We start from the raw sequence: 26,380 nt of genomic DNA on the forward strand, positions 1-26,380 counted from the left end.
AGTTTCTGTGGTTGATTTATCAGTTGATATTTGCGGTATTCATTTCAATTCCCCTGTCGCTATGGCATCGGGGAACGCCGGTTATGGCATAGAATACCAGGCTGTTTCAGGGTTTTCCAATAGAGATGTGGGTGCGGTGTTTTTAAAAGGCACAACATTAGAGCCGAAATTGGGTAATAAACCTGAGCGAGTAATGGAATCACCCAGTGGGTTATTAAACTCAATTGGACTGCAAAACCCGGGTGCAAAAGTCGTGATTGAAGAGTATTTGCCTAAACTGGATTTAAGTCAGTCTCAGTTTATTATTAATGTCTCTGGTTCTAGTATTGAAGAATATGCCGAAGTGGTTGGTTTATTCAACGAAACTGAATTGCCTGCAATAGAAGTTAATATCTCTTGCCCTAATGTAAAAAAGGGTGGAGCCGCTTTTGGTAATGATCCTGATATGGCTGCAAGAGTGGTTGAGGCTTGCAGAGCAAAAACAACTAAACCCTTAATTGTAAAATTATCGCCTAACCAAACCGACATTGCTGAAGGGGCACGCCGTGTTATAGACGCGGGTGCAGATGCATTATCAGCAATTAATACCTTAATGGGAATGCAAATTGATGTGAATACACGCAAACCTACGTTGGGAAATAACCAAGGTGGTTTATCAGGGCCTGCAATAAAGCCAGTGGCATTATTAAAAGTTCACCAAGTCTATCAGGTTGCCAAACAACATAATATTCCAATTATTGGTTTAGGTGGAATTGCCAGTGCTGAAGATGCCATTGAGTTTTTCTTGGCGGGAGCTTCAATGGTCGCAATTGGAACAGCCGTGGCTAAAGACCCTTTGTTGGTAAAAAAAGTGAATAAAGGTATTGCTCAATATATGAAAGCCAATGGGTTTACCTCAGTAGCACAGATGACAGGCCAATTAGAATTAAATACCGACACGGTTCTGTGTGGAGCTGTTTAAGCGTTTACCAGGCCTGGTAAAATGATCAAATTAAAATATAAAGTAAGAAGTTAGTATGAAATCAGTTCAAGAACAATTAGCGATTATAAAACGCGGTGCAGAAGAAATTCTGGTAGAAAAAGAATTAATTGAAAAGCTGGAAAGTGGCAAGCCTCTTCGTGTAAAAGCGGGTTTTGATCCTACTGCGCCAGATTTACACCTAGGACATACAGTTCTTATTAATAAGTTAAAGCAACTTCAAGATTTAGGTCACGAGGTGCTTTTCTTAATTGGTGACTTTACGGCAATGATTGGTGATCCAACCGGTAAAAGTGTCACTCGTCCTCCGTTAACGGCAGAAGAAGTCGCTAAAAATGCCGAGACTTATAAAGAGCAAGTGTTCAAAATTCTTGATCCCGCTAAAACTAAAGTTGTGTTTAACTCTGAGTGGATGTCTAAGTTATCTGCTGCTGATATGATTCAGCTAGCGGGTAAAATGACGGTGGCGAGAATGTTAGAGCGTAATGATTTTGGTGATCGTTATGCTGCTAATACGCCGATTGCCATTCATGAGTTTTTATATCCGTTGGTTCAGGGTTATGATTCAGTTGCATTGGATGCGGATATTGAATTAGGTGGAACAGATCAAAAGTTCAATCTATTAATGGGTCGTACTTTACAAGGTCATTATGGTAAGCCTCAGCAATGTACCTTAACTATGCCAATTCTTGAAGGTTTGGATGGTGTGCAAAAAATGTCCAAGTCCTTAAATAACTACATCGGTATTAAAGATGAACCAAACGATATGTTTGGTAAAGTCATGTCTGTTTCAGATGAGTTAATGTGGCGTTATTATGAATTGCTAAGTTTTGAATCAATTGAAACTATTGAAAGACTTAAAGAAGCAATTGCAAATGGTGAAAACCCACGTAATGTCAAAGTAAAATTGGCTTTAGAATTGATTTCACGTTTCCATTCAGAGGAAGCTGCTCAAGGTGCTTTAAAAGATTTTGAAACTAAGTTTTCAAAAAATGCGATTCCTGATGATATAGAGGAAATGACTATTAATGGTGAAATGCCATTGGCGAATTTATTAAAAGAAGCTGGTTTAGTTGGTTCGACTTCTGATGGTCACAGAATGACTAAGCAAGGTGCTGTTAAAATTAATGGTGAGAAAGTTGATGATAGTCGTCAAATTATGCCTATTGGGACTACGGCTGTTTATCAAGTAGGTAAGCGTAAGTTTGCCAAAATTACTATTGATTAAACAGTGTAGCTTTTAGATACATTATATATATGTAATAAACTTAGTTTAAAACCTGTACTTAAAATCTATATAAATATAAAAAGGCGATGTCGAAAGGCATCGCCTTTTTTGTTTCTAAAAATAAATTCATCTCTCATTACAATTTCTTATTCCCTATTCATTTCATCTCATATAAAGCTAAAGGGTAGAAACGTATCCATTCCTTTTATTCCGCGTTGAGCGAAATCTACTGTGAATAACTTAAAGTGATTTAGTTAAAAATAAGGTAAAACCCCTAAAATGTGAATAAGTCTGTGGATAAGTGGTGTGTAAAGAGGGGTAAAGTAAAAGAAATGGATAAAATGTAAAAAAAGTGTCAAAAAGGATAAAAAAGGGGTTGCGTTGTTAGCGGATATGGTTAGAATACGCACCTGTTCCAACGCAGACACAGAAAACAAGCTACGAGTTAGCGAGAAGAAGTGGTTGAGAACAGCGCTTATGAAGTCTACGGATTGAGTAAGTTGAGCGAAAAAAGTTGAAAATAATTTAAAATAAATTGTTGACAACGGATTGGAAATCAACTTATAATAAGCGGCTTACCGAGAAGGAAAAGCAAGCGACTTAGTCGCCAAGTTAGTTCTTCTCGAAGAGACCTAAGTTCTTTAAAAATCAGGTAATTCAGAGATAATTTATGTGGAAACTCGCTTTAGTGAGTGACCAAATAAAAAATCTCGATTTTTGACAAATATGTAAATTGGTAAATAATAATTAATTATTTTTTATCATGTTTCAACTTTGTCAATTCCGAGTGTTTATTTCCTGAGAAGGAATTGAAAAATATCAGCAAGATTAAACTGAAGAGTTTGATCCTGGCTCAGAATGAACGCTGGCGGTAGGCTTAACACATGCAAGTCGGACGGAAACGATAAAAAAACTTGTTTTTTTAGGCGTCGAGTGGCGGACGGGTGAGTAACGCGTGGGAATCTACCCTATAGTTGGGGACAACATGTGGAAACGCATGCTAATACCGAATATGCTCTACGGAGTAAAGGTGCCCTCTCCTTGGAAGGTATCGCTATAGGATGAGCCCGCGTGAGATTAGCTAGTTGGTGAGGTAATGGCTCACCAAGGCAACGATCTCTAGCTGGTTTGAGAGGATGATCAGCCACACTGGGACTGAGACACGGCCCAGACTCCTACGGGAGGCAGCAGTGGGGAATATTGCACAATGAGCGAAAGCTTGATGCAGCCATACCGCGTGTGTGAAGAAGGCCCGAGGGTTGTAAAGCACTTTCAATTGTGAGGAAGGTTCAGTAGTTAATACCTGCTGTTCTTGACGTTAACTTTAGAAGAAGCACCGGCTAACTCTGTGCCAGCAGCCGCGGTAATACAGAGGGTGCAAGCGTTATTCGGAATTACTGGGCGTAAAGCGCGCGTAGGCGGATTATTAAGTCAGTTGTGAAAGCCCTGGGCTCAACCTGGGAACTGCATCTGATACTGGTAGTCTAGAGTTTAAGAGAGGGAAGTGGAATTCCAGGTGTAGCAGTGAAATGCGTAGATATCTGGAGGAACATCAGTGGCGAAGGCGACTTCCTGGCTTAAAACTGACGCTGAGGTGCGAAAGCGTGGGTAGCGAACGGGATTAGATACCCCGGTAGTCCACGCCGTAAACGATGTCAACTAGTTGTTGGTCTTATTAAAAAGATTAGTAACGAAGCTAACGCGATAAGTTGACCGCCTGGGGAGTACGGTCGCAAGATTAAAACTCAAAGGAATTGACGGGGGCCCGCACAAGCGGTGGAGCATGTGGTTTAATTCGATGCAACGCGAAGAACCTTACCATCCCTTGACATACCAAGAAGTTACTAGAGATAGTTTCGTGCCTTCGGGAGCTTGGATACAGGTGCTGCATGGCTGTCGTCAGCTCGTGTCGTGAGATGTTGGGTTAAGTCCCGCAACGAGCGCAACCCTTATCATTAGTTGCTACCATTTAGTTGAGAACTCTAATGAGACTGCCGGTGATAAACCGGAGGAAGGCGGGGACGACGTCAAGTCATCATGGCCCTTATGGGATGGGCTACACACGTGCTACAATGGGGGGTACAAAGAGCAGCCAACTGGCAACAGTGCGCGAATCTCAAAAAACCCTTCGTAGTCCGGATTGGAGTCTGCAACTCGACTCCATGAAGTCGGAATCGCTAGTAATCGCGAATCAGAATGTCGCGGTGAATACGTTCCCGGGCCTTGTACACACCGCCCGTCACACCATGGGAGTGGATTGCAAAAGAAGTAGGTAGCTTAACCTTCGGGAGGGCGCTTACCACTTTGTGGTTCATGACTGGGGTGAAGTCGTAACAAGGTAGCCCTAGCGGAAGCTGGGGCTGGATCACCTCCTTTAAGATAGAAAAAGGTTGCGAGCTTAAGTGAGTTTTCACATAAATTGTCTCTGAATTACATGAAGTATAGTGAACGACCCGGGTCTGTAGCTCAGTTGGTTAGAGCGCACCCCTGATAAGGGTGAGGTCGGTGGTTCAAATCCACCCAGACCCACCATTATATGGGGCTATAGCTCAGCTGGGAGAGCGCCTGCCTTGCACGCAGGAGGTCTGCGGTTCGATCCCGCATAGCTCCACCAATACTACTCTTAATGAGTTTTAGTGTAAAAACTAGAGTTTATTAACAGTAGCATTGGTTGTTTTACGTTAAGTAAACAAACAATACTGAAAAAACTGAAAAGTTCTTTAACAATTTGGAATAGATCTCTCGATTGAGGATTTTAGATACAAGCTTCTTATTTATTTAAGATGTAGTTGGTTTAAAAGCTCAATCAATGAGAAGCTCACCTCTCAGCCGACAATTTGAGAGGTGAGTGTGGTAAGTATCCCTTCCAGGTGCTTACCACGCAAAACTGGATAACTCTTAGGAGTTATCAAGTATAGGTAAAATATATAATTGAGAATACTCAAGCGTATATCATGACAGCGAAAAACTTTTAGTTGCGTACACTCATCAGACCTTATAAACAGAAGCTTAGTTATTAAATGGTATAGCTACCAAATTAAGTGGAGTTAACAAAAGGCATAAGGTTATTTTTGAGTTGTATAGTTAAGTGACTAAGCGTACACGGTGGATGCCTAGGCAGAAGAAGGCGATGAAGGACGTAGTAACTTGCGATAAGCCACGGGGAGCCAGTAAACATGCTTCGATCCGTGGATTTCCGAATGGGAAAACCCATCCATTTATGGATATCCTGCTTGCAGGAGGCTAACCCGGGGAACTGAAACATCTAAGTACCCGGAGGAAAAGAAATCAACCGAGATTCCCTAAGTAGCGGCGAGCGAACGGGGACCAGCCCTTAAGCTGTTATAAGATTAGTAGAATAGTCTGGAAAGTCTAACGATACAAGGTGATAGTCCTGTATACGAAAATCTTTTAGCAGTGAAATCGAGTAGGACGGGACACGAGAAATCCTGTTTGAACATGGGGGGACCACCCTCCAAGGCTAAATACTCTCTTCTGACCGATAGTGAACCAGTACCGTGAGGGAAAGGCGAAAAGAACCCCTGAAGGGGAGTGAAATAGAACCTGAAACCGTGTACGTACAAGCAGTAGGAGCAGACTTGTTCTGTGACTGCGTACCTTTTGTATAATGGGTCAGCGACTTACATTATGTAGCGAGATTAACCGAATAGGGGAGTCGTAGGGAAACCGAGTCTTAAATGGGCGTATAGTTGCATGGTGTAGACCCGAAACCGGGCGATCTATCCATGGCCAGGTTGAAGGTGCCGTAACAGGTACTGGAGGACCGAACCCACGTATGTTGAAAAATGCGGGGATGAGCTGTGGATCGGAGTGAAAGGCTAATCAAGCCCGGAGATAGCTGGTTCTCCTCGAAAACTATTTAGGTAGTGCCTCATGTATCACTGTTGGGGGTAGAGCACTGTTATGGTCTAGCGGTCCGTCAAGGATTAGCAGCCCATTGCAAACTCCGAATACCAACAAGTGCAATCATGGGAGACAGACTGCGGGTGCTAACGTCCGTTGTCAAGAGGGAAACAACCCAGACCGCCATCTAAGGTCCCTAAATATTACTAAGTGGGAAAGGATGTGGGAAGGCTCAGACAGTCAGGAGGTTGGCTTAGAAGCAGCCACCCTTTAAAGAAAGCGTAATAGCTCACTGATCGAGTCGGCCTGCGCCGAAGATTTAACGGGGCTAAGTAATATACCGAAGATGCGGATGCCATTTATGGCATGGTAGAGGAGCGTTCTGTAAGCCTGCGAAGGGGCACTGTAAAGTGTCCTGGAGGTATCAGAAGTGCGAATGCTGACATGAGTAGCGATAAAGGGAGTGAAAAGCTCCCTCGCCGAAAGACCAAGGTTTCCTACGCAACGTTAATCGACGTAGGGTTAGTCGACCCCTAAGACGAGGCCGAGAGGCGTAGTCGATGGGAAGCAGGTTAATATTCCTGCACTTTTTATTACTGCGATGGAGGGACGGAGTAGGCTAGATCAGCTTGGCGATGGTTGTCCAAGTTTAAGGATGTAGGCATGTATCTTAGGTAAATCCGGGATACTTTATGCTGAGACCTGATGACGAGTCCTCTTTTGGACGAAGTGATTGATGCCATGCTTCCAAGAAAAGCTTCTAAGCTTCAGGTAATAAAGAATCGTACCCCAAACCAACACAGGTGGTCAGGATGAGAATTCTAAGGCGCTTGAGAGAACTCGGGTGAAGGAACTAGGCAAAATGGTACCGTAACTTCGGGAGAAGGTACGCCCTCTTAGGTGAAGGACTTGCTCCGTAAGCTCTAGAGGGTTGCAATAAAATGGTGGCTGCAACTGTTTACTAAAAACATAGCACTGTGCAAAATCGAAAGATGACGTATACGGTGTGACGCCTGCCCGGTGCCGGAAGGTTAATTGATGGGGTTAGCTTAGGCGAAGCTCTTGATCGAAGCCCCGGTAAACGGCGGCCGTAACTATAACGGTCCTAAGGTAGCGAAATTCCTTGTCGGGTAAGTTCCGACCTGCACGAATGGCGTAATGATGGCCACACTGTCTCCACCCGAGACTCAGCGAAATTGAAATCGCAGTTAAGATGCTGCGTACCCGCGGCTAGACGGAAAGACCCCGTGAACCTTTACTACAGCTTTGCACTGGACTTTGATACTATCTGTGTAGGATAGGTGGGAGGCTTTGAAGCCGTGACGCTAGTCATGGTGGAGCCAATCTTGAAATACCACCCTGATATTATTGAGGTTCTAACCTAGGCCAGTGAATCCTGGTCAGGGACAGTGTATGGTGGGTAGTTTGACTGGGGCGGTCTCCTCCTAAAGAGTAACGGAGGAGCGCGAAGGTACCCTCAGCACGGTCGGACATCGTGCAATGAGCGCAAGAGTAAAAGGGTGCTTGACTGCGAGACTGACACGTCGAGCAGGTGCGAAAGCAGGTTCTAGTGATCCGGTGGTTCTGTGTGGAAGGGCCATCGCTCAACGGATAAAAGGTACTCCGGGGATAACAGGCTGATACCGCCCAAGAGTTCATATCGACGGCGGTGTTTGGCACCTCGATGTCGGCTCATCACATCCTGGGGCTGAAGTCGGTCCCAAGGGTATGGCTGTTCGCCATTTAAAGTGGTACGCGAGCTGGGTTTAGAACGTCGTGAGACAGTTCGGTCCCTATCTGCCGTGGGCGTTGGAAATTTGAGGGAGGCTGCTCCTAGTACGAGAGGACCGGAGTGGACGAACCGCTGGTGTTCGGGTTGTTATGCCAATAGCATTGCCCGGTAGCTACGTTCGGAAAGGATAACCGCTGAAAGCATCTAAGCGGGAAACCTGTCCCAAGATTAGATTTCCCTAGACTTTAAGTCTTCTGAAGGGCCGTTAGAGACTATGACGTTGATAGGCAAGGTGTGGAAGTGCAGTAATGTATGAAGCTAACTTGTACTAATTACCCGTGAGGCTTAACTATACAACTCAAAAGTGACTTGTGAGATGATGAAAATCAACGACAAGCGATGTTGTGATATACCTTGAGTATAATCAACTATATATACCGAATACTGATAGTTTAGATCTATTCCAAAGAATTTTACGAGGTTGATGTCATCAGCCCGTAACACCAAATTGCTTGGTGACAATAGCAAGATGGAACCACCTGATCCCTTTCCGAACTCAGAAGTGAAACGTCTTAGCGCCGATGGTAGTGTGGGAGGTCCCATGTGAGAGTAGGTCATTGCCAAGCTTATATCCTAAAACCCGTTATATCTTAGATATGACGGGTTTTTTTTTGCTTGAAATTTTTCCTGTTATTTTTTGTTTTATGTATGTTTATTAGGTACTAAATTCTTATTATTTACGTTAAATATACTGATTACAAATTTATACTATCGTGTATCATAATGCCTTCTTTTCAACTTTATTGGTTGATGTTTTTTTTATGTGCGTCTCGATTTTGAGACCATTTGGTTTGTTAAATTTGTATGCTTAAACTTTTTTTAGACGTTGGTAATAGCTTTGTTAAATGGGCAACCGTTCTTGATAATACTTATGAAGTTCATGAGGCAGTCTCTTTCGAACAAATTGAAACCGAAGGTCTGTCATGCTTTGATGTCGTTAAGAGTCCTGATGTAGTCTATTTTTCTAGTGTTGGTGATGCACATCGGGTTGATGAATTGAAGTTGGCTATTCAGGAGCATTGGCAAGTCTTTCCTATTCAGCTTACGGCACAGAAGCAATGCTGCGGATTGACTTCTGGTTACACTGATTTTAATCAATTGGGTGATGATCGCTGGTTTGCGATGCAAGGAGCTTTGGGTATTTATTCAGATCCTGTAATAGTGGTTGATGCTGGTACCGCGTTGACAATTGATGCTATTCAGGATGGTCAACACTTAGGTGGATTTATCGTACCGGGTTTATATACAATGCGGGTTTCTTTAGCTAAAAATACACAAAACCTATCTTTGTTTAATGATGTTGAGACGGTTGATAGTGAGCGTAAAGACAATCTACTTGCTACAAATACTGCTGAAGGGATTTTAGGCGGTACTTTATATATGACAGTGTCATTTATTAATCAGGTTGTATTCGATTTAAATAACCAACTAAAAACCCAGTTCAAATTGATTATTACAGGTGGTGATGCACGCAAAATTTGTAGTTTAATTGACTATGAATTTGATTACGTTCCAGACCTAGTTTTGCAAGGAATGGTCAACATTGAAGAAAGTATAAAAAAAGAATAAAAAATTAATAAAAAGTTATTGACTCATTTTAATAACGCTTTATAATACGCACCAACTTCGCCGACATAGCACAATTGGTAGTGCAACTGATTTGTAATCAGTAGGTTTCAAGTTCAAGTCTTGATGTCGGCACCATATTTTAAAGCCCGTAATTTTTAGTAAATTACGGGCTTTTTTGTTATATAAACTCGAATTGTACTGTGCTTTAACGACCTGTTATAATGCAGGATATTTGATACTGAAATTGGTAATCTGAATGGAACAACAGTCTAGTTATACAAAAGAAGAACTTTTATCTAGTGGTCGTGGAGAACTCTTTGGCCCTGGCAATGCACAATTGCCTCTTCCACCTATGTTAATGATGGATCGTATTACCCACATCTCGGAAGAGGGTGGTGCTTATGGTAAAGGTCAAATTCGTGCAGAACTAGATATTACAAAAGACCTTTGGTTTTTTGAGTGTCATTTTAATGAAGATCCTGTAATGCCAGGTTGTTTAGGTTTGGATGCCATGTGGCAACTTATCGGATTCTTTTTAGGATGGACAGGCGGGCCTGGTAGAGGCCGAGCTTTGGGTTCTGGTGAAGTAAAGTTTTATGGTCAGGTATTACCTACAGCCAAAAAAGTAGAATATGTTATTGATATGAAACGTGTCATAAAACGTAAACTTTATATGGGGTTAGGTGATGCTAAGATGTTTGTCGATGGACGTGAAATTTATAGTGCATCTGACCTTAAGGTTGGTCTATTTACTAATACGGATAGTTTTTAATTATGAAAAGAGTTGTTATTACAGGTATTGGGATTGTTTCAAGTTTAGGAAATAATTCAGACGAAGTTTTAAAGTCTTTGTATGAAGGCAAATCAGGTATTGTGTTTGCCCCTGAATACGCTGAAAACGGATTACGTTCACAAGTACATGGCGCCGTCAAAAACCTGGACTTTAAAGAACATATTGACCGTAAGCAACTTCGCTTTATGGGAGATGCTGCAGCTTATTCTTATATTGCTATGCAACAAGCAGTTGCTGACTCTGGTTTAAGTGAAGATCAAATTTCTAATCCTAGAACAGGTTTAATTGCAGGTTCTGGTGGGGGATCAAACTCTAACTCAACTCAAGCAGTAGAAATTGCACGTGAAAAGGGTGTAAAACGCGTTGGACCTTATATGGTTACTCGTACTATGGGTTCGACTGTTTCAGCCTGTTTAGCGACGCCTTTTAAAATTAAAGGGATTAACTATTCAATAAGTTCAGCTTGTTCAACATCAGCTCATTGTATTGGTACGGCTGTAGAGCAAATTCAACTTGGTAAACAAGATGTTGTTTTTGCTGGTGGTGGAGAAGAGCTTCATTGGACAATGTCTGTATTGTTTGATGCAATGGGTGCTTTATCGACTAAGTATAACGATACTCCTGAAAAAGCTTCACGTGCTTACGATGCTGACCGTGACGGTTTTGTTATTGCCGGTGGTGGTGGTATGGTTGTAGTTGAAGAACTAGAGCATGCTTTAGCACGTGGTGCAAAGATTTACGCTGAAATTACTGGTTACGGTGCTAACTCTGATGGTTACGATATGGTTGCTCCTTCTGGTGAAGGTGCAGTACGTTGTATGCAGATGGCATTAGAAACCGTTGATGGTGATGTTGATTATATCAACCCACACGGAACGTCAACTCCTGTGGGTGATACCAAAGAGGCTGCTGCCATTCGTGAAGTATTTGGTTCTAAGATCCCTAAAATAAGTTCAACTAAATCAATGTCTGGTCACTCTTTAGGTGCGGCAGGTGTTCATGAATTTATTTATAGTTTGTTAATGTTGGAGAATGACTTCATTTGTCCTTCTATTAATATTGAAAACCTAGACTCTGAATGCGAAGGAATGCCGATTGTTACTAAGCGAATTGATAATGCAGGTTTAAACCGTATTATGAGTAATAGTTTTGGTTTTGGTGGTACAAATGCTTCTGTGGTGTTAGAACGCTATAAAGCTTAAAGAATAAGGCTGAAGTATATATAAAAAGCTTTAGTCTTATTAGATTAGATACATTTACCAGGCCTGGTAAATTTAAAAAAACCGAGTTGAACAAAGTTCTTCTCGGTTTTTTTATGTGTAAGTTTTATAAACTCTATTTATTAAATTATTGTTCAAGTAGTCGTTAATTTGAATATTAATAGCTAGCTTTTTTCCTGTAAAGAGAAGCGAGCTGGTGTTTTTAGCAACTTACGGCAAATATATTCTTCTTACTAAGAATATATTATCTGCATTTCCTAAACTGCTTTTTGTACATGCGAGCACGATTTGATACTTTTTTAGCTACGGCAAGAAGCCATTTCTTTTTTAAGTAGGTACGTCTTGAATAGCCTCCTTGTCCTTCGTGGTAAGCTAAATAAAGTTTGTAAGTATCTTTGCGTGAAATCTTTAAACGTTTATATGACTGATAGTTATACCAGCCGATAAAGTCAAATGAATCATCTATATCTGATCGTGAGGCACCCCAGTTACCGGTGGCTTTCATGTAATCATGCCATGTGCCGTCTTTAGCTTGAGAATAACCATAAGCTGATGACCTTCTTGGTAATGGGATTAATCCAAGTGCATATTCTCTAGCAGGTTGTGCGTCTGGTTTAAAGCGTGATTCTTGGTGAATCATTGCCATTAAAACATAGGGAGGCGTGCCCCATTTTTTATAGGATTTTTGAGCAGCTTCTTTCCAATCATCATCATGGTTATAGATAGAACATAAGTTATTGTATGTGCTTTTTGGTGGAGGAGTACTGCTGCAACCACTCATTAATAAGCTAATGAAGGCAAGTCCAATAAGAGTGTAATATTTAAGGCTCATTATTTTTTTGTCCCATAGTAAAAAGGTTTACGGTAAATCACGTTTTTGTCACTATCTAAAACTTCTAAATACCAGGGGCCTTGCCAGGCACTACTGAGTTTTTTTGATGACCAGGTTCTAAAGTGATTGCTCTCAATATCTAATTTAACAGTAGAAAGGATTTCTTTATCGGTTCTCCAGCGGTGATAAATGGTTTGACCTTTAGCATTTGATATTTCTGTATAAAAATAGATTTTACGTATATATTTTGGAATTTCATCATCCAATACATTAACTGGAGTTTTGTTTTCTACATTTTGGCTGATTTGAGCATTAGATACAATGATATTGCTAGTCGTCAGTGGCTCAAGTGGTAGATTAACTTTATCCGGTTGTGTTTGCTGGTTTAAAGCTAGATCATTTCTTTGATTGTCAGATAGCAGTGAGAGACTAGGTTCAGAGATTTGAATTTGGCTGGTTTCTGGAACCCTAGAGGATTGACTGCTAGGTAAGTTAGAAGCTGGTTGCGTAGTCTGTTTGGGTGCTACTTCAGGAGGCCGATTATTATCAATTAAGGCTTGTTGATTGGCTTGTTCTTGTTCTATGTTATGTATCATTAAACTGGCAGTTGCTATGCCGCCAATTACCATAAACATAAACCAAACAAAACGTTTACGCCATTCAGGTTTATTGGCCTGTTCATTGGCGAGACTAACATCTTCAATTGCTTGCTCCCAACCTTGCTGAAAGTAATCACGCATGACCATGTCTCTGCGGATATTGCTAGGCATGCTAGTAACTCTTTTGCCTTCAATCGCCATTCTATAGCCTTTTTTAAAGGCATATTGATAATCGATATTGTCGGTTTCAGGCATTTGCATAGGGAGAAATAAAGCCTAATAATTAACTGTTTTGGGATTGATCAAATAAAGCTTCGGTAAAACTTTTGCTATCAAAGCTACGTAAATCATCAATTGATTCACCGACACCAATAAAACGTATTGGAATTTGACGTTGCTCTGCCAGTGCAAAGACAATACCGCCTTTTGCTGTTCCATCTAACTTGGTTAAGGTAATTCCAGAAACGTTTACCGCTTCTTGAAATTGTTGAGCTTGGTTAAGTGCGTTTTGTCCTGTTCCAGCATCAATCACTAACATCACTTCATGCGGTGCGGTTTCATCTACTTTAGCAATAACGCGTTTTACTTTTTTTAGCTCTTCCATTAAGTTAGATTGAGTATGTAAACGGCCAGCCGTATCGGCAATTAAGATATCAATTTTTTTGGCTTTGGCAGATTGTATGGCATCAAAAATAACTGCGGCAGAATCTGCACCTGTTTTTTGTGCCATCACTGGAACATTGTTGCGTTCCCCCCACGTTTGTAACTGTTCAACCGCTGCGGCACGAAACGTATCACCAGCGGCTAACATCACAGATTTACCTTCTAGCTGATACTTTTTAGCAAGTTTACCAATGGTTGTGGTTTTACCTACACCATTAATACCCACCATTAAAATCACAAACGGCCCAGCATTTTTAGCTAAATGGCTATCAATATCTAATGGTTGCGACATTGGATCAATTATCTCTTGAAGCTGAACTTTAAGGGCATTAATTAATGCTTCAGGGTCTTTTAGTTCTTTACGAGAGACTTGTTCAGTGAGGTTTTTGATGATTCTATCGGTTGCGTCGATTCCTACATCGGCGGTTAACAAAATCATCTCAAGATCATCTAATAGATCTTCATCAATTTCTTTGCGACCTAATACTAGGCTTGCCAAACTATCAGTGAAGCTCTGGCGAGTTTTGCTGAGTCCATTTTTTAAACGGGTGAAGAAGCTTACTTTTTGCGGTTGTTCAACTTGCTCGGTTTTCTCAATAGCAATATCGCCATTAGACATTGTCGAGCTATCAACTGCTGAGTTGGTATCGGCATCAGCTTCTTTAATCTCTGTAAGATCTTTCAGTTCTTCAATCGGTGCTTCGACAGTTTCTTTGGTTTGTTTTAATGCATCATTGATTAAGTGATCCAATGCAATATCAGTATCAGCTGGCTTGTTTGCCGTTTTAGTTAATTCGGTTACTGAAGTTTGCTGAATAATTTGATCAGCTGTTTCTTTATCATCAATTACAGGTTCACTTTCAACCTCTTGAACCGGCTGGTTTGGCAAAGAGTCCGATTCATTCTGTGTCTGTGGTTGTTTTTCTTCAGACAGCAAATTGTCTTCAAGGTTTTGACTGGTTTCTTCAGCAATATTTTCTGAAGTTTCTTCATTTTTTTTCTTACGTCGCAAAAAGCTAAACATGCGTTTTCCCTGAAACTGGATTGAATGTTGTAGTGTAAATTATGTTGGTGGTTTATATCGGTTTTATGGGGTGTTTACCCTAAAAATCCAAGTTTTATTCATACTTAAATTAAAAACTCTCGTTATTATAAATGAAATCATTAAGTGTTTGGCTCAACAGGCCTAGATTCTCAGAAGGGCTAAGCCATTTTAAGTTAGCAATGACAACGTTAAATATTTTAAAAGATAAATATAAATATAAATTTACCAGGCCTGGTAAATTAGCTTAAATGTATCAAACTATGACTTTATTTCATGACAATGCCACACAATCATTAAAAGATAAAAAAGATTTTTTAAGTTAGATACCCAATATAAAAAATATAAGACAAATAACTCAAGATAAACAAGGAAACTTCATAATGGCTACAAGAAGGTTTGCTATAAGCGTTGCCTCGGCAATATTACTTGCTGCGGTAAGTTTACCGAGTATGGCAAAAGTAACAGAATTTACCTTAGACAACCAAATGAAAGTGTTGGTTAAAGAAGACCATCGTGCACCTGTTGTGGTGCATCAAGTTTGGTATCGTGTGGGTTCTAATTATGAGCACAGCGGTAAAACGGGTATTTCTCATATGCTTGAGCACATGATGTTTAAAGGTACCAAAAAACTTAAGCCAGGTGAGTTCTCTAAAATAGTTTCAAAAATGGGTGGTCAAGAAAATGCCTTTACCTCTACTGACTATACCGCCTATTACCAAGTGGTGGGTAAACAGCATTTAGGTGAAGTAATGAGCTTAGAAGCCGATCGTATGCGAAATATTGTGCTTACCGATAAAGAATTTTTGAAAGAGCGAGATGTGGTCACCGAAGAGCGTCGTTGGCGTACTGAAGATAAGCCAACAGGTAAATTATATGAGCAGTTTATGGCCACCGCGTTTATGAACAGTCCTGCTCATCATCCCGTTATTGGTTGGATGCCAGACATTAGAAGCTGGACAGCGACGGATGCTCGTAATTGGTACAAGCGTTGGTATGCACCAAACAATGCAACATTAGTTGTGGTAGGCGATGTTAATCCGCAAGAGGTATATAAATTAGCCCAAAAATATTACGGAAAAATCAAACCAGAAAAAATGGTTCAACCGCCGCCGCAAACAGAGATAGAGCAAGAGGGGCCAAGACGAATTGTGCTAAAAGGGGCAACTAAAGCTCCAAGTATATTAATGGGCTTTCATGCTCCAACATTAGTTACCGCTAAAAATGCAGAACAACGTAAAGAGGTGTTTGCTTTAGAGGTATTGAGTTCAATTTTAGATGGTGATGACTCTGCTCGTTTAACCAAAGACTTGGTGAGAAAACAGCAAGTGGTTGCTAGTGTGGGTGCTGGGTATGACGCAACAGACCGTTTGAAAACATTATTTATGTTTAGTGCAACACCGTCTGAAGGAGTTACGCCAGAACAGACAGAAAAAGCAATTTGGAAAGAAATTGAAAAACTACAAACGGAACCTGTTTCACAAGAAGAGTTAGACCGTGTACTGGCGCAAACGGAAGCTCAATATATTTATCACCAAGACTCTATTCAGTCGCAAGCGATAGTGCTTGGTTCTTTGGTCAGTGTTGGTTTGCCAGCAGATACCTTAGATAAATGGGTAGATGAATTGCGTAAAGTTACCCCAAAACAATTACAAGCTGTAGCAAAAAAATACCTACAAAAAGATAAAGTGACGGTGGCTACTTTATTGCCAAACGGTAAAACCATACAAAGAAAAGCGGGTGCGGGCATGCATTTAGGAGATATACACTAATGAAAGTATTTATAACAAGACCAATTTACCAGGCCTGGTTGTTTATTGGCTTTTTGTTGGTAAGTGTATCGGCATTTGCTGGGGTACATATTGAGAGCTGGCACACCGATAATGGGGCTAAAGTCATGTATGTGCAGGCCAAACAGCTCCCTATGCTTGATATTGAGATGACTTTTGATGCGGGCTCTGCAAGAGACGGCGATGTTTGGGGGCTTGCCTCAATGACATCTAATTTACTGGGTACAAGTACGTCTAAATTAAATGAAGAGCAGGTTTCTGAAACCTTTAACAACATTGGGGCACAAATTGGTTCTAATGTGAGTCGTGATAACGCTTCTGTTTCTTTGCGTACACTTACGCGACCAAAAATCATGAAAACGGCACTGGATAATTTTGCAAAATTAGTCAGTGATTCTCAGTTCAAACAAGCTATTTTTGAACGTGAGATGCAACGCCTAAAAATTGGTTTAAAACAAAATACGGTTAAGCCACAGGTCATGTCTAATGAAGCTTTATGGAAGGCGTTATATGGTAATCATCCCTATGCACATCCAGTTTCTGGCACGCTAACATCTGTGGATAAAATAACCCTAGATGAAATTAAGACGTTTTATAAAAAATACTATGTGGCTTCAAATGCGGTTATAGCAATTGTTGGTAATGTGGATAAAGCTCAAGCCAAAGCGATTGCTAATCAGCTGACTAAAAATTTACCAATAGGTTCTAAACCACCAGGCCTGGTAAATCCAACAAAAGAACCTAAACAGCAAATTATTAAAATTAATTTTGATTCAACTCAAACCTACTACTCTCTTGCACAATTAGGTATAGAGCGTGGAAATCCTGATTATGTGCCTTTATTTGTGGGTAATCATTTATTGGGTGGTGCTGGTTTTGGTTCGTTGTTAATGGACGAAGTACGTGAAAAGCGTGGATTAGTTTATAGCGTGTATAGCTACTTTGCACCGCAAAAAGTCACGGGCCCTTTTATTATTGGGCTTTCTACCAAAAACGCCACCGCTAACCAGGCTGATAAGGTAGTAAGAGAAACTTTAGATGGCTTTCTAAAAGACTTTTCAGATAAAAAACTGCAAGCCATTAAAGATAACTTAATTGGTGGTTTTCCGTTAAGAGCGGATAACAACGGCAAAATTTTGGGCTACATTTCTATGATTGGTTTTTACGGTTTACCGTTAGATTATTTAGATGAGTTTCCAAAACAGATTGCTAAAGTAACCAAACAAGATATCTTACAGGCCTGGAAAAAACACATTCATCCTAAAAAGATGGTGGAAATTATGGTGGGTAAACCGCAATAAATAGGTGATAAATTAGAAACAGGAAATGAATTTTTAAGTTTATTCAAAGGTATTAATGGCAGTTTTTAAGGCTATCGTGTTAATAGTCCTTGTTTTAAATTAGTTTGTTTACGTGTTTTAATGAAAGTTTTTTGAATAAGAGAGGCATCAAAACTGGCTCTATGTCGTTCTTTTTCATGACCTTTTAACAGCTTGTTTTTGGTTTCATGCCAAATTTCCATCTGATCTTCCGTCAAAATAAGTTCTAAAGTACTTACGGTGAAGGTAGGTGATTTATGGGCGGTGTAAAAAAGTTTTTTTACCCAAGAATCATCCACTACCCAACCATCAGAATACACCGTTTGATTACCTAAAAGAGCATTCAGTTCATCCACGACCTTATCAACGGGCTTGCCATATTTTTGTAAAACATCTTTAGTTATCTGGTGAACTTTTTCGGCCTCTAAATCCCAATCTTGCCAAGACTCATCAGGCATAATTAACGCACAATAACGTTCTCCGGTATGTAATACAACACCAACCTCAATCGGGTAAGAATCGCTACTTAAGCTAGATGCCTCCAAATCAATAATATTAGGTATGCCACTAAACATAGAAAGACTTTAAAGTATAAATATAGTCAGTCTTTATACTTTAAAAATCATAAGCATACAAGCGTAGTGTTATCTGTTTTATGTACTAATGCTTCTGTTTTTAATGCATAAACTCTATTTACCTTCATGTAAATTACCAGGCCTGGTTATAATTAACAGATAAATAGTAGATAAACGTAAAGAGATCTTAGCATGAGATCATAAACAAATAAAAATGGCTAAAATTTCACTGCTTTTCGTTCTAAAACTTGTTAATAGTTAGCTATTAACTGCGTTTCAGGCCTTAACCAGTAAAAATTTTCACTCATTTTTCTTTTGTCCATAACTCGTGCAAAGGTCTCGTTAAATTTTTTTAAGCGTATTTTATGGCACTAAAATTTTGGTGCTCAAATTAGTTAAAGGGTTAAGAATGGCTCAGGTTGGACAAATAAACCAATTAAAAATTGTTAAAGAAGTCGAATTTGGGCTGTATTTAGACGGTGGTGATTTGGGTGAGATTTTATTGCCTAAACGCTATGTACCTGCCAATGCCAAAGTCGGGCAAACGCTAGAAGTTTTTATTCATTTGGATTCACAAGATCGTTTAGTAGCAACCACGGATAAACCTCTGGCTGAGGTGGGTGAGGTAGCCTATTTAAAAGTGACCGATGTAAATAGAACCGGTGCTTTTATGGATTGGGGAATGCCTAAGGATTTATTGGTACCTTATGCTGAGCAACGAGTGCCAATGGAAAAAGGCAAATTTTACTGTGTTTATCTATATATGGATTTAAGTGATCGTATTGCTGCATCCAGTAAATTGAGTTTACATCTTAAAGAAACCAATGATAATTTTAAAAGCGGCCAGCCTGTCAAACTCATGGTGGTGAGTAGAAGTAATATGGGATATACCGCATTAATTGATGGTACGCATTTAGGGCTTATTCATAATTCGGATATTTTACAGCCATTGAGAATGGGGCAAAAAATGCAGGGTTATATTAAAGGCATTCGTCCTGACCATAAAATTAATCTTACTCTTCAAAAGCGTGGGCAAGAAGCTCAAGATGAATTAGGGCAGATGATTCTTGCTGTATTAGAAGTGAATGGTGGTGTATCAGAGTTAACGGATAAAAGCTCTCCAGAAGCCATTTTTAAACAATACAGAGTGAGTAAAGCAGCCTATAAAAAAGCATTGAGTAAGTTGTACAAAGCGAGAAAGATTTTAATTACTCCCGATCAAATCTCGATTGTTTAATTTGCCACCAAGGTTTTATGATGCTTAATTTTATTATCAAGTATAAAACTGGTTTGCTTGTAATAGGTTTTTTATTGTTGTTGCAGCTTTTTACTTTTTATACGGTCTCTCAATATGCATCGTTGATGAGTCAAAACCAGTTAAAGACCTTAGCTTCAAAAATTAATAATGAAATAGAACAAAGCATTATTGATAAACAGCGAGCAACAACAGCCCTTGCCTTTGCCCTAAGTCATGATGTTACTAGGTTAGAAATTTCACCTGAAAAGCTAGAACATAATATCGAGTTTAATTCTTTAATTGCACAAATTAAAAAGCATTCTGATTACAAAAATCTTGGGGTTCAAATTGTAAATAAAGAGGGGAGTGCTGTATATCGAAGCTGGAGTCCATTCCACAATAAATTGTCTAATGTTCACCCTGAATTCAATTTAGCTTTGCAGAGTGGTGATCTGGTAAAGGGCGTTGCATCAGGAATGTTTGGTGTCGTTCTAAAAACGGTAACACCTATCATTCAGAACGATCAAATAGTTGGTTTTTTAGACCTCATTTCGCATTTCAACTCCATACAGCACAGTTTGGAGACAAAACATATTGATTCAATTGTTATTGCTACCGAGGAACGCTCAAAATTGATTACAGTGCCTTTTAGTTCACATCGAATAGGCCCTTTTTATATTGCAAATCTTAATCCTAACCCTAGTTTAATGAGCAGTCTTAATGAAAAGATTGTTCGTAATTGGCAAGATAGACAAAAAAACTATTGGTTATGGCAAGATAAACTGGTCGTAAAACATCCCTTAAAAGGGGCTGATAACACAATTCACGCGTATGTTTATGGAATGTCTTCTATTGCAGATCTTACCAGTCAAACTGATTTATTTGTCTCATTGGTAAATAAAAAGAACTTCTTTATTACTGCCGATATCGTTATCTCAATTACCTTATTAATGGGGCTAGCATTATTTTATGTGAGAGCTCAAAGACAGTATTATCACGATATTCTTAACTATGAAGAAGAGGCCGTATTGGTTACCAATGGAGAGCAGTGGGTTGATGCAAATTCCCAGTTATTTCACTATTTTCCAGGTTTGAAAGAGAATGATTACAAGTGTATTTGTGATTTCTTTGAGAAAGAAGACGGCTTTTTGCAAAAGTACATGGATGGCGTTTTATGGATTGAGTATTTGACTCAACAACCGTTTAAGCAAAATAAGGTATTGGTTTTACAAAACGGCTCTAGAAAAATTTTTCAAGTTAAGGCCAGGAAACTCGATTCACCGTCATCGCTCTATGTGGCTGTGCTCACGGATATTACTACAATTGAAAACCTAAATACTCAACTTCATGTTCAGAGCTTAACTGATGAACTTACTCAGGTAGGTAATCGTAGAAGTTTTAATGAAGCTTTATCGAGAGAGATTGAATTATCAAAACTAAAAGGACAAAGCCTCTCTTTAATTTCATTTGATATTGATTACTTTAAAGCAGTCAATGATAGCTATGGGCATGCGGTGGGTGATGAAGTACTTAAAAGTGTTGTCCAAACTGTTCATTTAGTTTTACGTAAGACGGATGCTCTTTTTAGAGTCGGTGGTGAAGAATTTATGGTCTTACTGTCCATGCAAAACCATGACGAAGCCGCTATTGTTGCAGAAAAGATTCGCCAACAAATAGAAAGCACACACATTGATACGGTTGGACAAATAACCGTAAGTCTTGGGGTAACTCAGATGACAATAGATGATGATCAGTCATCCTTATTAATTAGGGTTGATAGAGCAATGTATAACGCTAAAGAGAGTGGTCGAAATCGAGTAAGCGTGGTTTAAGAAATGGCAAATAAAACAAACAAGACAAAAAGTAACGCAATAAAAAAGAGAAATAACTCAAGTGGAGTAGTAAGAATTATTGGCGGCAAATTTAGAGGCCGAAAACTTCCTGTTTTAGATGCTGAAGGATTACGTCCAACCTCAGATAGAGTTAAAGAGACATTATTTAACTGGCTACAGTTTGAGGTGGCGGGAGCGAGTTGTTTAGATTTGTTCGCAGGTTCTGGTGCTTTATCCTTTGAAGCCATTTCACGTGGAGCAAAACAGGCTAGCTTATTGGAGTTGAACACAAAAAATGCCCAGCAATTACGCCAAAATTTAAACATGTTAAATATCTCAAATGCCAAGGTTGAACAAACAGACAGTTTGCTTTGGTTAAACAAACCTTGTGAACAGGCTTATGATTTAGTGTTTTTAGACCCTCCATTTCATAAAGAGTTTATGCAAAAAGCGATTGATTTACTGTTTGCTAATGGTTATTTAAATGATCAGAGTTGGTTATATTTAGAACAAGAAAAACAGCTTGATTGGCCGAGTTTGCCGCAAGGTTGGGTTTGTCATCGTGAAAAAACTACGTCTCAAGTTAGATTTGGTTTATTTAAATATATAGATTGAGAAACCGTAAGGAATAAAAACAATCATGAAATGAAAGTGTTAGACAATAAAAAACGGCTGTGTTTACCAATGAACACAACCGTTTTTAAAGATTGCATTGCCCATTAACCCTTGGCTGATATAAGACTAAAGGCACTATGCCTTGCTTTTTTGCCATCTGATAAAAAACTCTTACATGAGGTTATGCACACAAACGATTGCACAATTTAAGCGACTAACGAACGTGAAATTGTCGAATAATTTCTAATAGAAATATCACTTGAATAGAAAACCAGCCATGTGCTGGTTTTTTTATGATTGTTCTTAACGTAGAATGGCTTGCATATTTTTTAATAAACATCCATTGCTAGATAAGTTATTAAGCTGATAAGCAATGCAAAAGGAAACATATGTCTATTACCGCGGTGTACCCAGGTACTTTTGACCCGATTACTTGTGGGCATTTTGATTTAATTGAGCGAGCAGCACGATTTTATGACCGCTTAGTGATTGCTGTGGCAGATAATCGTAATAAAAATTCGCTGTTTACATTAGAAGAGCGAGTGGCTTTGGCAAAAGAGGTCACTGCAAATTTACCCAATGTTGAAGTGGTTGGTTTTAGCGGTTTACTAGTTGATTTTGTAAAAGAGATTGATGGTAATGTTTTATTACGTGGTTTACGAGCGGTATCTGACTTTGAGTATGAGTTCCAATTGGCTTCAATGAACCGTAAATTAGCTCCAGAAGTCGAGACAATGTTTATGACACCAGCTGAACAATATGCCTTTATCTCGTCTAGTTTGGTAAGAGAAATTTCGGCTTTAGGGGGCGATGTGTCTGAATTTGTACACCCAGTTGTGGGTAAAGCTCTTAAAGACAAACAAGGCCTATAAGCATTATTTTAAATACGTTTAAATCGAATTTTACAGGCCTGGTAGCCTTTTTGTTTTAATGTTCTAAGCTTTACCATCTATCGTCGATTTATGGTTTCTAATGTATAAGGTATTTGAATTTGTGTACCGTCTTTTTGATGAATCATTAAGGTGATTTGCCATTCCATTTTTTGATTTGTACAAAATGCCAACATTGATGTACCTACAAAGCGATTAGAATCCATTTGTGTTAAATCAACCCGGTTATATCCCATATACATATTAATTCCAGAAATATCTAACTCCATTCTTTGAGCATCTAGGTTTTTTGTATCCACCTCTATTCCCAGAGGTCTAGCAATTGGAATAGGGTGCGGACTTATTTTTAGTGTCACTTTAGCTTCGCCCATTACAGCGGTACAGCTGTTAGTATGTAAATCGCAATTTTTTGGGGTTTGCCATTGTGTGATATTGCTATCTTCAGATTTTGAACAGCCTTGTAATACCAGGCCTGTAAGAATAAGAGAAAGTAATATGGCTATATTTTGAGGTTTTATCATCATTATCTTCTGTATTTTCTGACACTAAAGGCTTGTGTTAATCTTTACGTATCCATTTACCATCTTGATTAATCATTTCATATTTTGCCCATTGAGCAAATTCATTACGTGTAACACAGTCACTGCGTTTTTTGGCTTTACCTGCAATTTGTCTAAAAATAACATAATCTTGAGCAGGGTTTTTATCAGGCGATTCATCGATAATTTGTCGCATACTCCAATCGCTACCTACTTGACCATTACTATAAACCTTACCAAGCTGAATGTCATAATTGGTGAGCCTATTTTTGGCTGCATTTTGATTAACAAGTTCAAAAATTCGTCGTAATTCATCTTCATTTACATCCACAAAAGAGTCTATCTCTTTTAAAGCGTTCAAAAAATCTTCGTGTGAAATGGTTGCTGAGTCATTTGAGTTGTTTAATGGAGGTTGGTTACTCGCTCGTAAGAAAGCAGGATAGCGACGCCAGTGAAATAACGTGTTAAACAAGATGGCAATCAATAATATAGTAATTACATTGAGCAAAACTGGAGTTACTATAAATTGATACCCCATTTGATGAATGCTTTCTCCACCAATTACTGCTGTTAATGCGGTTGCTCCACCAGGGGGGTGAATGCAGTTTAAATAATACATGACCCCAATAGTTAAACCTACTGCAATACTGGCCGCTAATAGTGGATCACGAATCAATATGGCACAACTTACACCGATAAAAGCGGCAAAAATATGGCCTCCAAAAACTGGCCAGGGTTGTGACAGTGGTCCATTAGGTACTGCAAAAAGTAATACGGCCGAAGCCCCCATTGAAGCAATAATCCCCCAGCTTGCGTTTAAGCCTAAAAAACGTTCGCTAATTGTGATTACGGCAAAAACAGCGATAAAACCACCGATTGCAGAAATGATTTTTTCACTGTGACTGGCGGTGTTGTTGGTGTGACCAATAAATTGTGTAATTGAACGGAAGATTGATTGCATGAAGTTTTTCAATTATTACAAAGATTTGAGTATGGTTACATCTATCGTCTTTAGTGTAAATACCAGGCCTGGTAAATTCAGAAAATTTTAATACTCTTAATTCAAGAAACTCAGTGTTAAAACCATATTAAGTTTGCGTGTTGTGGTTACAAAATAATGTTTATGAATAGGGTTGACATGATTTTGTTCCAAGTTATAATTTGAATCAATATGTATATATGGTAATAACGTTTTGAACGACTCTCATCCAGAACAACTTGTGCAATCTTTTTTAATGGGCTCTAAGCAGTCTCGTTCAGGGCAACGTCGTTTAGAGTTATTAAATAAAATTGCTTCTTTGGGCTCATTATCTGCCGCCGCTAAAGCTTGTGGCATGAGTTACAAAGGAGCTTGGCAGGCTATTGAGGCAATGAACTTAGCCGCAGAAACCCCTTTGGTTACAGCTCAAAAAGGCGGTGCTGGTGGCGGTGGAATGGTGTTAACTACAGAGGGAGAGTCTCTGTTGGCGGCATACCAGTTGTTTTCAGAACAAATGCAACATTGGATGAGAGAGTTAGAAAGTATCTCACCTGGTGTGTTAAGTCAGTTAGAAATTATGCGGAAGGTCTCAATGAAAACCAGTGCAAGAAACCTGTTTCATGGTTCGGTTACTAAAATTACAACAGGCCCTGTGAATTGCGAAGTAATTTTGGCGATTGGTCATGACATGCAAGTGGTGGCACATATTACTCCAGAGAGTCTGGAACGTTTGGGGTTAGAAGTAGGTTCTGACGCTTATGCTTTAATTAAGGCCAGCTGGGTTATCTTAACTGAAGATATTAATGGTGCTTTTAAAACCAGTGCTCGTAACCAATTTTGTGGAGAAATTACTCATATTGAAAAAGGTGCGGTTAACAGTGATGTCACTGTGGATGTTGGTGGCGGGCAAAAGCTTTCTGCGGTAATTACCAATCAGAGTGTTGAGAATCTAGAATTAGAAGTGGGTGAGCGTTGTTGTGCATTGATTAAATCTAGCCATGTATTATTGGCAGTTTCTGACTAACCAAGCGTTAACAATCACAAAAGAATTCAAAATATAGTACCGAGGTGATTTAGTCTTTGCTAAGTTGCCTATTTTTTTAAAAATCGATATGTATAAAAGGTTATATGTATAAAAGGTTATATGTATCAAAATGTATCAAACTTTAATTCGGGTTTGTTTTTTTACAAACCAATTAAAACTGAGGATGGAGACAAAAATGAAAAAAACACATAAACGTTTAGGGCAAGGTTTAAGCTTAATTTTTGGGTTAGCTTTAGGTTTAGCCTTTAGCTCTCAGGTATATGCACAAAACGCCACAGTCGCTGTAGCGGCTAATTTTACTAAAACCATCGAGTCGGTAAATGAAGCGTTTGTAAAACACCACCCTGAGCATCATATAAAATTCTCTTTTGGTCCAACAGGTAAGTTATTTGCCCAAATTAAAAATGGTGCTCCGTTTGATGCCTTTTTTGCCGCTGATGAAAGACGTGCTAAAAAAACCATTGAGGTAGGCACAGGACTGGCAAACAGCTATTTTGTTTATGCTCAAGGTAAAATCGCTCTTTATAGCTCCAAATTTCCAGTGGCTAAAAAGCCAATAGAAGTCCTAAAACAAGCTAAATTTAACCATTTGGCGATTGCGAATCCAAAGACAGCTCCTTATGGAGAACGTGCCCAAGCATTTTTACAGAGCCAAGGGTTATATGACGGCGTTAAAGCAAAAATCGTTAACGGTGAAAGTATTGCCCATGCGTTTCAGTATGTAGCAACGGGTAATGCGGAGATCGGTTTTGTGGCGATGTCACAAATTGTTGACCCACAAAGTCCAATTTACAAAAAAGGTGAATATTGGGTCGTGCCGCAAGCGGATTACAAACCCATTAATCAAGGTGCTGTGGTATTGAAACGTGGTAAAGAAAATGCCGCAATAAAAGACTTTATGGCCTTTATGAAAACTCCAGAAGCGATTAAAATTATTGAAAATTACGGTTACGGTGTTAATTAACATCGGAACTAAGA

19 protein-coding genes, 3 tRNA genes and 3 rRNA genes are annotated in these 26,380 nt (G+C 39.3%); 19 read left to right on the plus strand and 6 right to left on the minus strand.

Features of this window, described 5'->3' with window-relative positions; genetic code table 11:
* Positions 1-7: 7 nt before the first annotated feature.
* From ACORJQ_RS03110 to fabB, 11 genes are all read left to right on the plus strand, one after another.
* A complete protein-coding gene (locus ACORJQ_RS03110) occupies positions 8-961 on the plus strand; it encodes a dihydroorotate dehydrogenase (RefSeq protein ID WP_321325931.1) in 954 nt (317 codons plus the stop codon).
* 55 nt (positions 962-1,016) lie between these two features.
* Positions 1,017-2,207 carry a tyrosine--tRNA ligase gene (tyrS, locus tag ACORJQ_RS03115; protein ID WP_321325933.1) on the plus strand — a complete coding sequence of 397 codons (1,191 nt, stop codon included), beginning with the start codon at positions 1,017-1,019 and terminating at the stop codon, positions 2,205-2,207.
* Positions 2,208-3,037: 830 nt separating this feature from the next.
* Positions 3,038-4,583 (plus strand): 16S ribosomal RNA (locus ACORJQ_RS03120).
* Positions 4,584-4,662: 79 nt separating this feature from the next.
* Positions 4,663-4,739 (plus strand) — tRNA-Ile (locus ACORJQ_RS03125).
* A gap of 6 nt (positions 4,740-4,745) precedes the next feature.
* Positions 4,746-4,821 (plus strand) — tRNA-Ala (locus tag ACORJQ_RS03130).
* A 468-nt stretch (positions 4,822-5,289) separates the two neighbouring features.
* Positions 5,290-8,156, plus strand: a 23S ribosomal RNA gene (locus ACORJQ_RS03135).
* Positions 8,157-8,314: 158 nt separating this feature from the next.
* A 5S ribosomal RNA gene (gene rrf, locus ACORJQ_RS03140) occupies positions 8,315-8,429 on the plus strand.
* The 16S, 23S and 5S rRNA genes sit together here with 2 tRNA genes alongside, the layout of an rRNA operon.
* Before the next feature lie 238 nt (positions 8,430-8,667).
* Complete coding sequence (locus ACORJQ_RS03145) at positions 8,668-9,432, plus strand: type III pantothenate kinase (RefSeq protein ID WP_321325935.1); 765 nt, start codon at positions 8,668-8,670, stop codon at positions 9,430-9,432.
* A 59-nt stretch (positions 9,433-9,491) separates the two neighbouring features.
* Positions 9,492-9,567, plus strand: a tRNA-Thr gene (locus ACORJQ_RS03150).
* A 121-nt stretch (positions 9,568-9,688) separates the two neighbouring features.
* Positions 9,689-10,204 (plus strand): 3-hydroxyacyl-[acyl-carrier-protein] dehydratase FabA, encoded by a 516-nt coding sequence (gene fabA / locus ACORJQ_RS03155; protein ID WP_321325937.1) that lies wholly within the window; start codon positions 9,689-9,691, stop codon positions 10,202-10,204.
* Between the two features lie 2 nt (positions 10,205-10,206).
* Complete coding sequence (gene fabB, locus ACORJQ_RS03160; RefSeq protein WP_321325939.1) at positions 10,207-11,427, plus strand: beta-ketoacyl-ACP synthase I; 1,221 nt, start codon at positions 10,207-10,209, stop codon at positions 11,425-11,427.
* 262 nt (positions 11,428-11,689) lie between these two features.
* Here fabB and ACORJQ_RS03165 read toward each other — a convergent pair whose 3' ends face one another.
* From ACORJQ_RS03165 to ftsY, 3 genes are read right to left on the minus strand one after another with little or no spacing between them, the layout of a single operon-like run.
* Complete coding sequence (locus ACORJQ_RS03165) at positions 11,690-12,277, minus strand: transglycosylase SLT domain-containing protein (RefSeq protein ID WP_321325940.1); 588 nt, start codon at positions 12,275-12,277, stop codon at positions 11,690-11,692.
* Complete coding sequence (locus ACORJQ_RS03170; protein WP_321325941.1) at positions 12,277-13,137, minus strand: DUF2914 domain-containing protein; 861 nt, start codon at positions 13,135-13,137, stop codon at positions 12,277-12,279. The genes ACORJQ_RS03165 and ACORJQ_RS03170 overlap by 1 nt, the downstream gene beginning before the upstream one ends.
* 22 nt (positions 13,138-13,159) lie before the next feature.
* Complete coding sequence (gene ftsY, locus ACORJQ_RS03175; RefSeq protein ID WP_321326835.1) at positions 13,160-14,158, minus strand: signal recognition particle-docking protein FtsY; 999 nt, start codon at positions 14,156-14,158, stop codon at positions 13,160-13,162.
* A gap of 806 nt (positions 14,159-14,964) precedes the next feature.
* On the opposite strand from ftsY, the gene ACORJQ_RS03180 reads away from it, so the two are divergent.
* Both ACORJQ_RS03180 and ACORJQ_RS03185 read left to right on the plus strand, forming a co-directional pair.
* Positions 14,965-16,353, plus strand: coding sequence for a M16 family metallopeptidase (locus ACORJQ_RS03180; protein WP_321325943.1), 1,389 nt, complete (start codon positions 14,965-14,967; stop codon positions 16,351-16,353).
* On the plus strand, positions 16,353-17,672 hold the full coding sequence (locus ACORJQ_RS03185) for a M16 family metallopeptidase (RefSeq protein ID WP_321325944.1): 1,320 nt from the start codon (positions 16,353-16,355) through the stop codon (positions 17,670-17,672). Before ACORJQ_RS03180 ends, ACORJQ_RS03185 begins: the two co-directional genes overlap by 1 nt.
* Positions 17,673-17,743: 71 nt before the next feature.
* Here ACORJQ_RS03185 and ACORJQ_RS03190 read toward each other — a convergent pair whose 3' ends face one another.
* Positions 17,744-18,265 carry a hypothetical protein gene (locus ACORJQ_RS03190; protein ID WP_321325945.1) on the minus strand — a complete coding sequence of 174 codons (522 nt, stop codon included), beginning with the start codon at positions 18,263-18,265 and terminating at the stop codon, positions 17,744-17,746.
* Between the two features lie 409 nt (positions 18,266-18,674).
* On the opposite strand from ACORJQ_RS03190, the gene ACORJQ_RS03195 reads away from it, so the two are divergent.
* From ACORJQ_RS03195 to coaD, 4 genes are all read left to right on the plus strand, one after another.
* A complete protein-coding gene (locus ACORJQ_RS03195; RefSeq protein WP_321325947.1) occupies positions 18,675-19,502 on the plus strand; it encodes a CvfB family protein in 828 nt (275 codons plus the stop codon).
* 125 nt (positions 19,503-19,627) lie between these two features.
* The gene (locus ACORJQ_RS03200) at positions 19,628-21,334 is read left to right on the plus strand and encodes a GGDEF domain-containing protein (protein ID WP_321325949.1); all 1,707 of its coding nucleotides are present in this window, start codon (positions 19,628-19,630) and stop codon (positions 21,332-21,334) included.
* A 3-nt stretch (positions 21,335-21,337) separates the two neighbouring features.
* Entirely contained in the window at positions 21,338-21,949 is a 612-nt protein-coding gene (rsmD, locus tag ACORJQ_RS03205) for a 16S rRNA (guanine(966)-N(2))-methyltransferase RsmD (protein ID WP_321325951.1), read from the plus strand.
* A gap of 389 nt (positions 21,950-22,338) precedes the next feature.
* Positions 22,339-22,821 carry a pantetheine-phosphate adenylyltransferase gene (gene coaD / locus ACORJQ_RS03210; RefSeq protein WP_321325953.1) on the plus strand — a complete coding sequence of 161 codons (483 nt, stop codon included), beginning with the start codon at positions 22,339-22,341 and terminating at the stop codon, positions 22,819-22,821.
* Between the two features lie 77 nt (positions 22,822-22,898).
* Here coaD and ACORJQ_RS03215 read toward each other — a convergent pair whose 3' ends face one another.
* Complete coding sequence (locus ACORJQ_RS03215; protein WP_321325954.1) at positions 22,899-23,363, minus strand: hypothetical protein; 465 nt, start codon at positions 23,361-23,363, stop codon at positions 22,899-22,901.
* A 34-nt stretch (positions 23,364-23,397) separates the two neighbouring features.
* A complete protein-coding gene (locus ACORJQ_RS03220) occupies positions 23,398-24,339 on the minus strand; it encodes an HPP family protein (protein WP_321325956.1) in 942 nt (313 codons plus the stop codon).
* A gap of 232 nt (positions 24,340-24,571) precedes the next feature.
* On the opposite strand from ACORJQ_RS03220, the gene ACORJQ_RS03225 reads away from it, so the two are divergent.
* Positions 24,572-25,381: a molybdenum-dependent transcriptional regulator ModE gene (locus ACORJQ_RS03225; protein WP_321325959.1), complete on the plus strand. Its 810-nt coding sequence runs from the start codon at positions 24,572-24,574 to the stop codon at positions 25,379-25,381.
* Positions 25,382-25,577: 196 nt separating this feature from the next.
* Positions 25,578-26,366, plus strand: coding sequence for a molybdate ABC transporter substrate-binding protein (gene modA / locus ACORJQ_RS03230; protein WP_321325961.1), 789 nt, complete (start codon positions 25,578-25,580; stop codon positions 26,364-26,366).
* Positions 26,367-26,380: the final 14 nt, after the last annotated feature.

Origin of the sequence: Thiomicrorhabdus sp., from assembly GCF_963662555.1 — a bacterium.
Taxonomy (GTDB): domain Bacteria; phylum Pseudomonadota; class Gammaproteobacteria; order Thiomicrospirales; family Thiomicrospiraceae; genus Thiomicrorhabdus.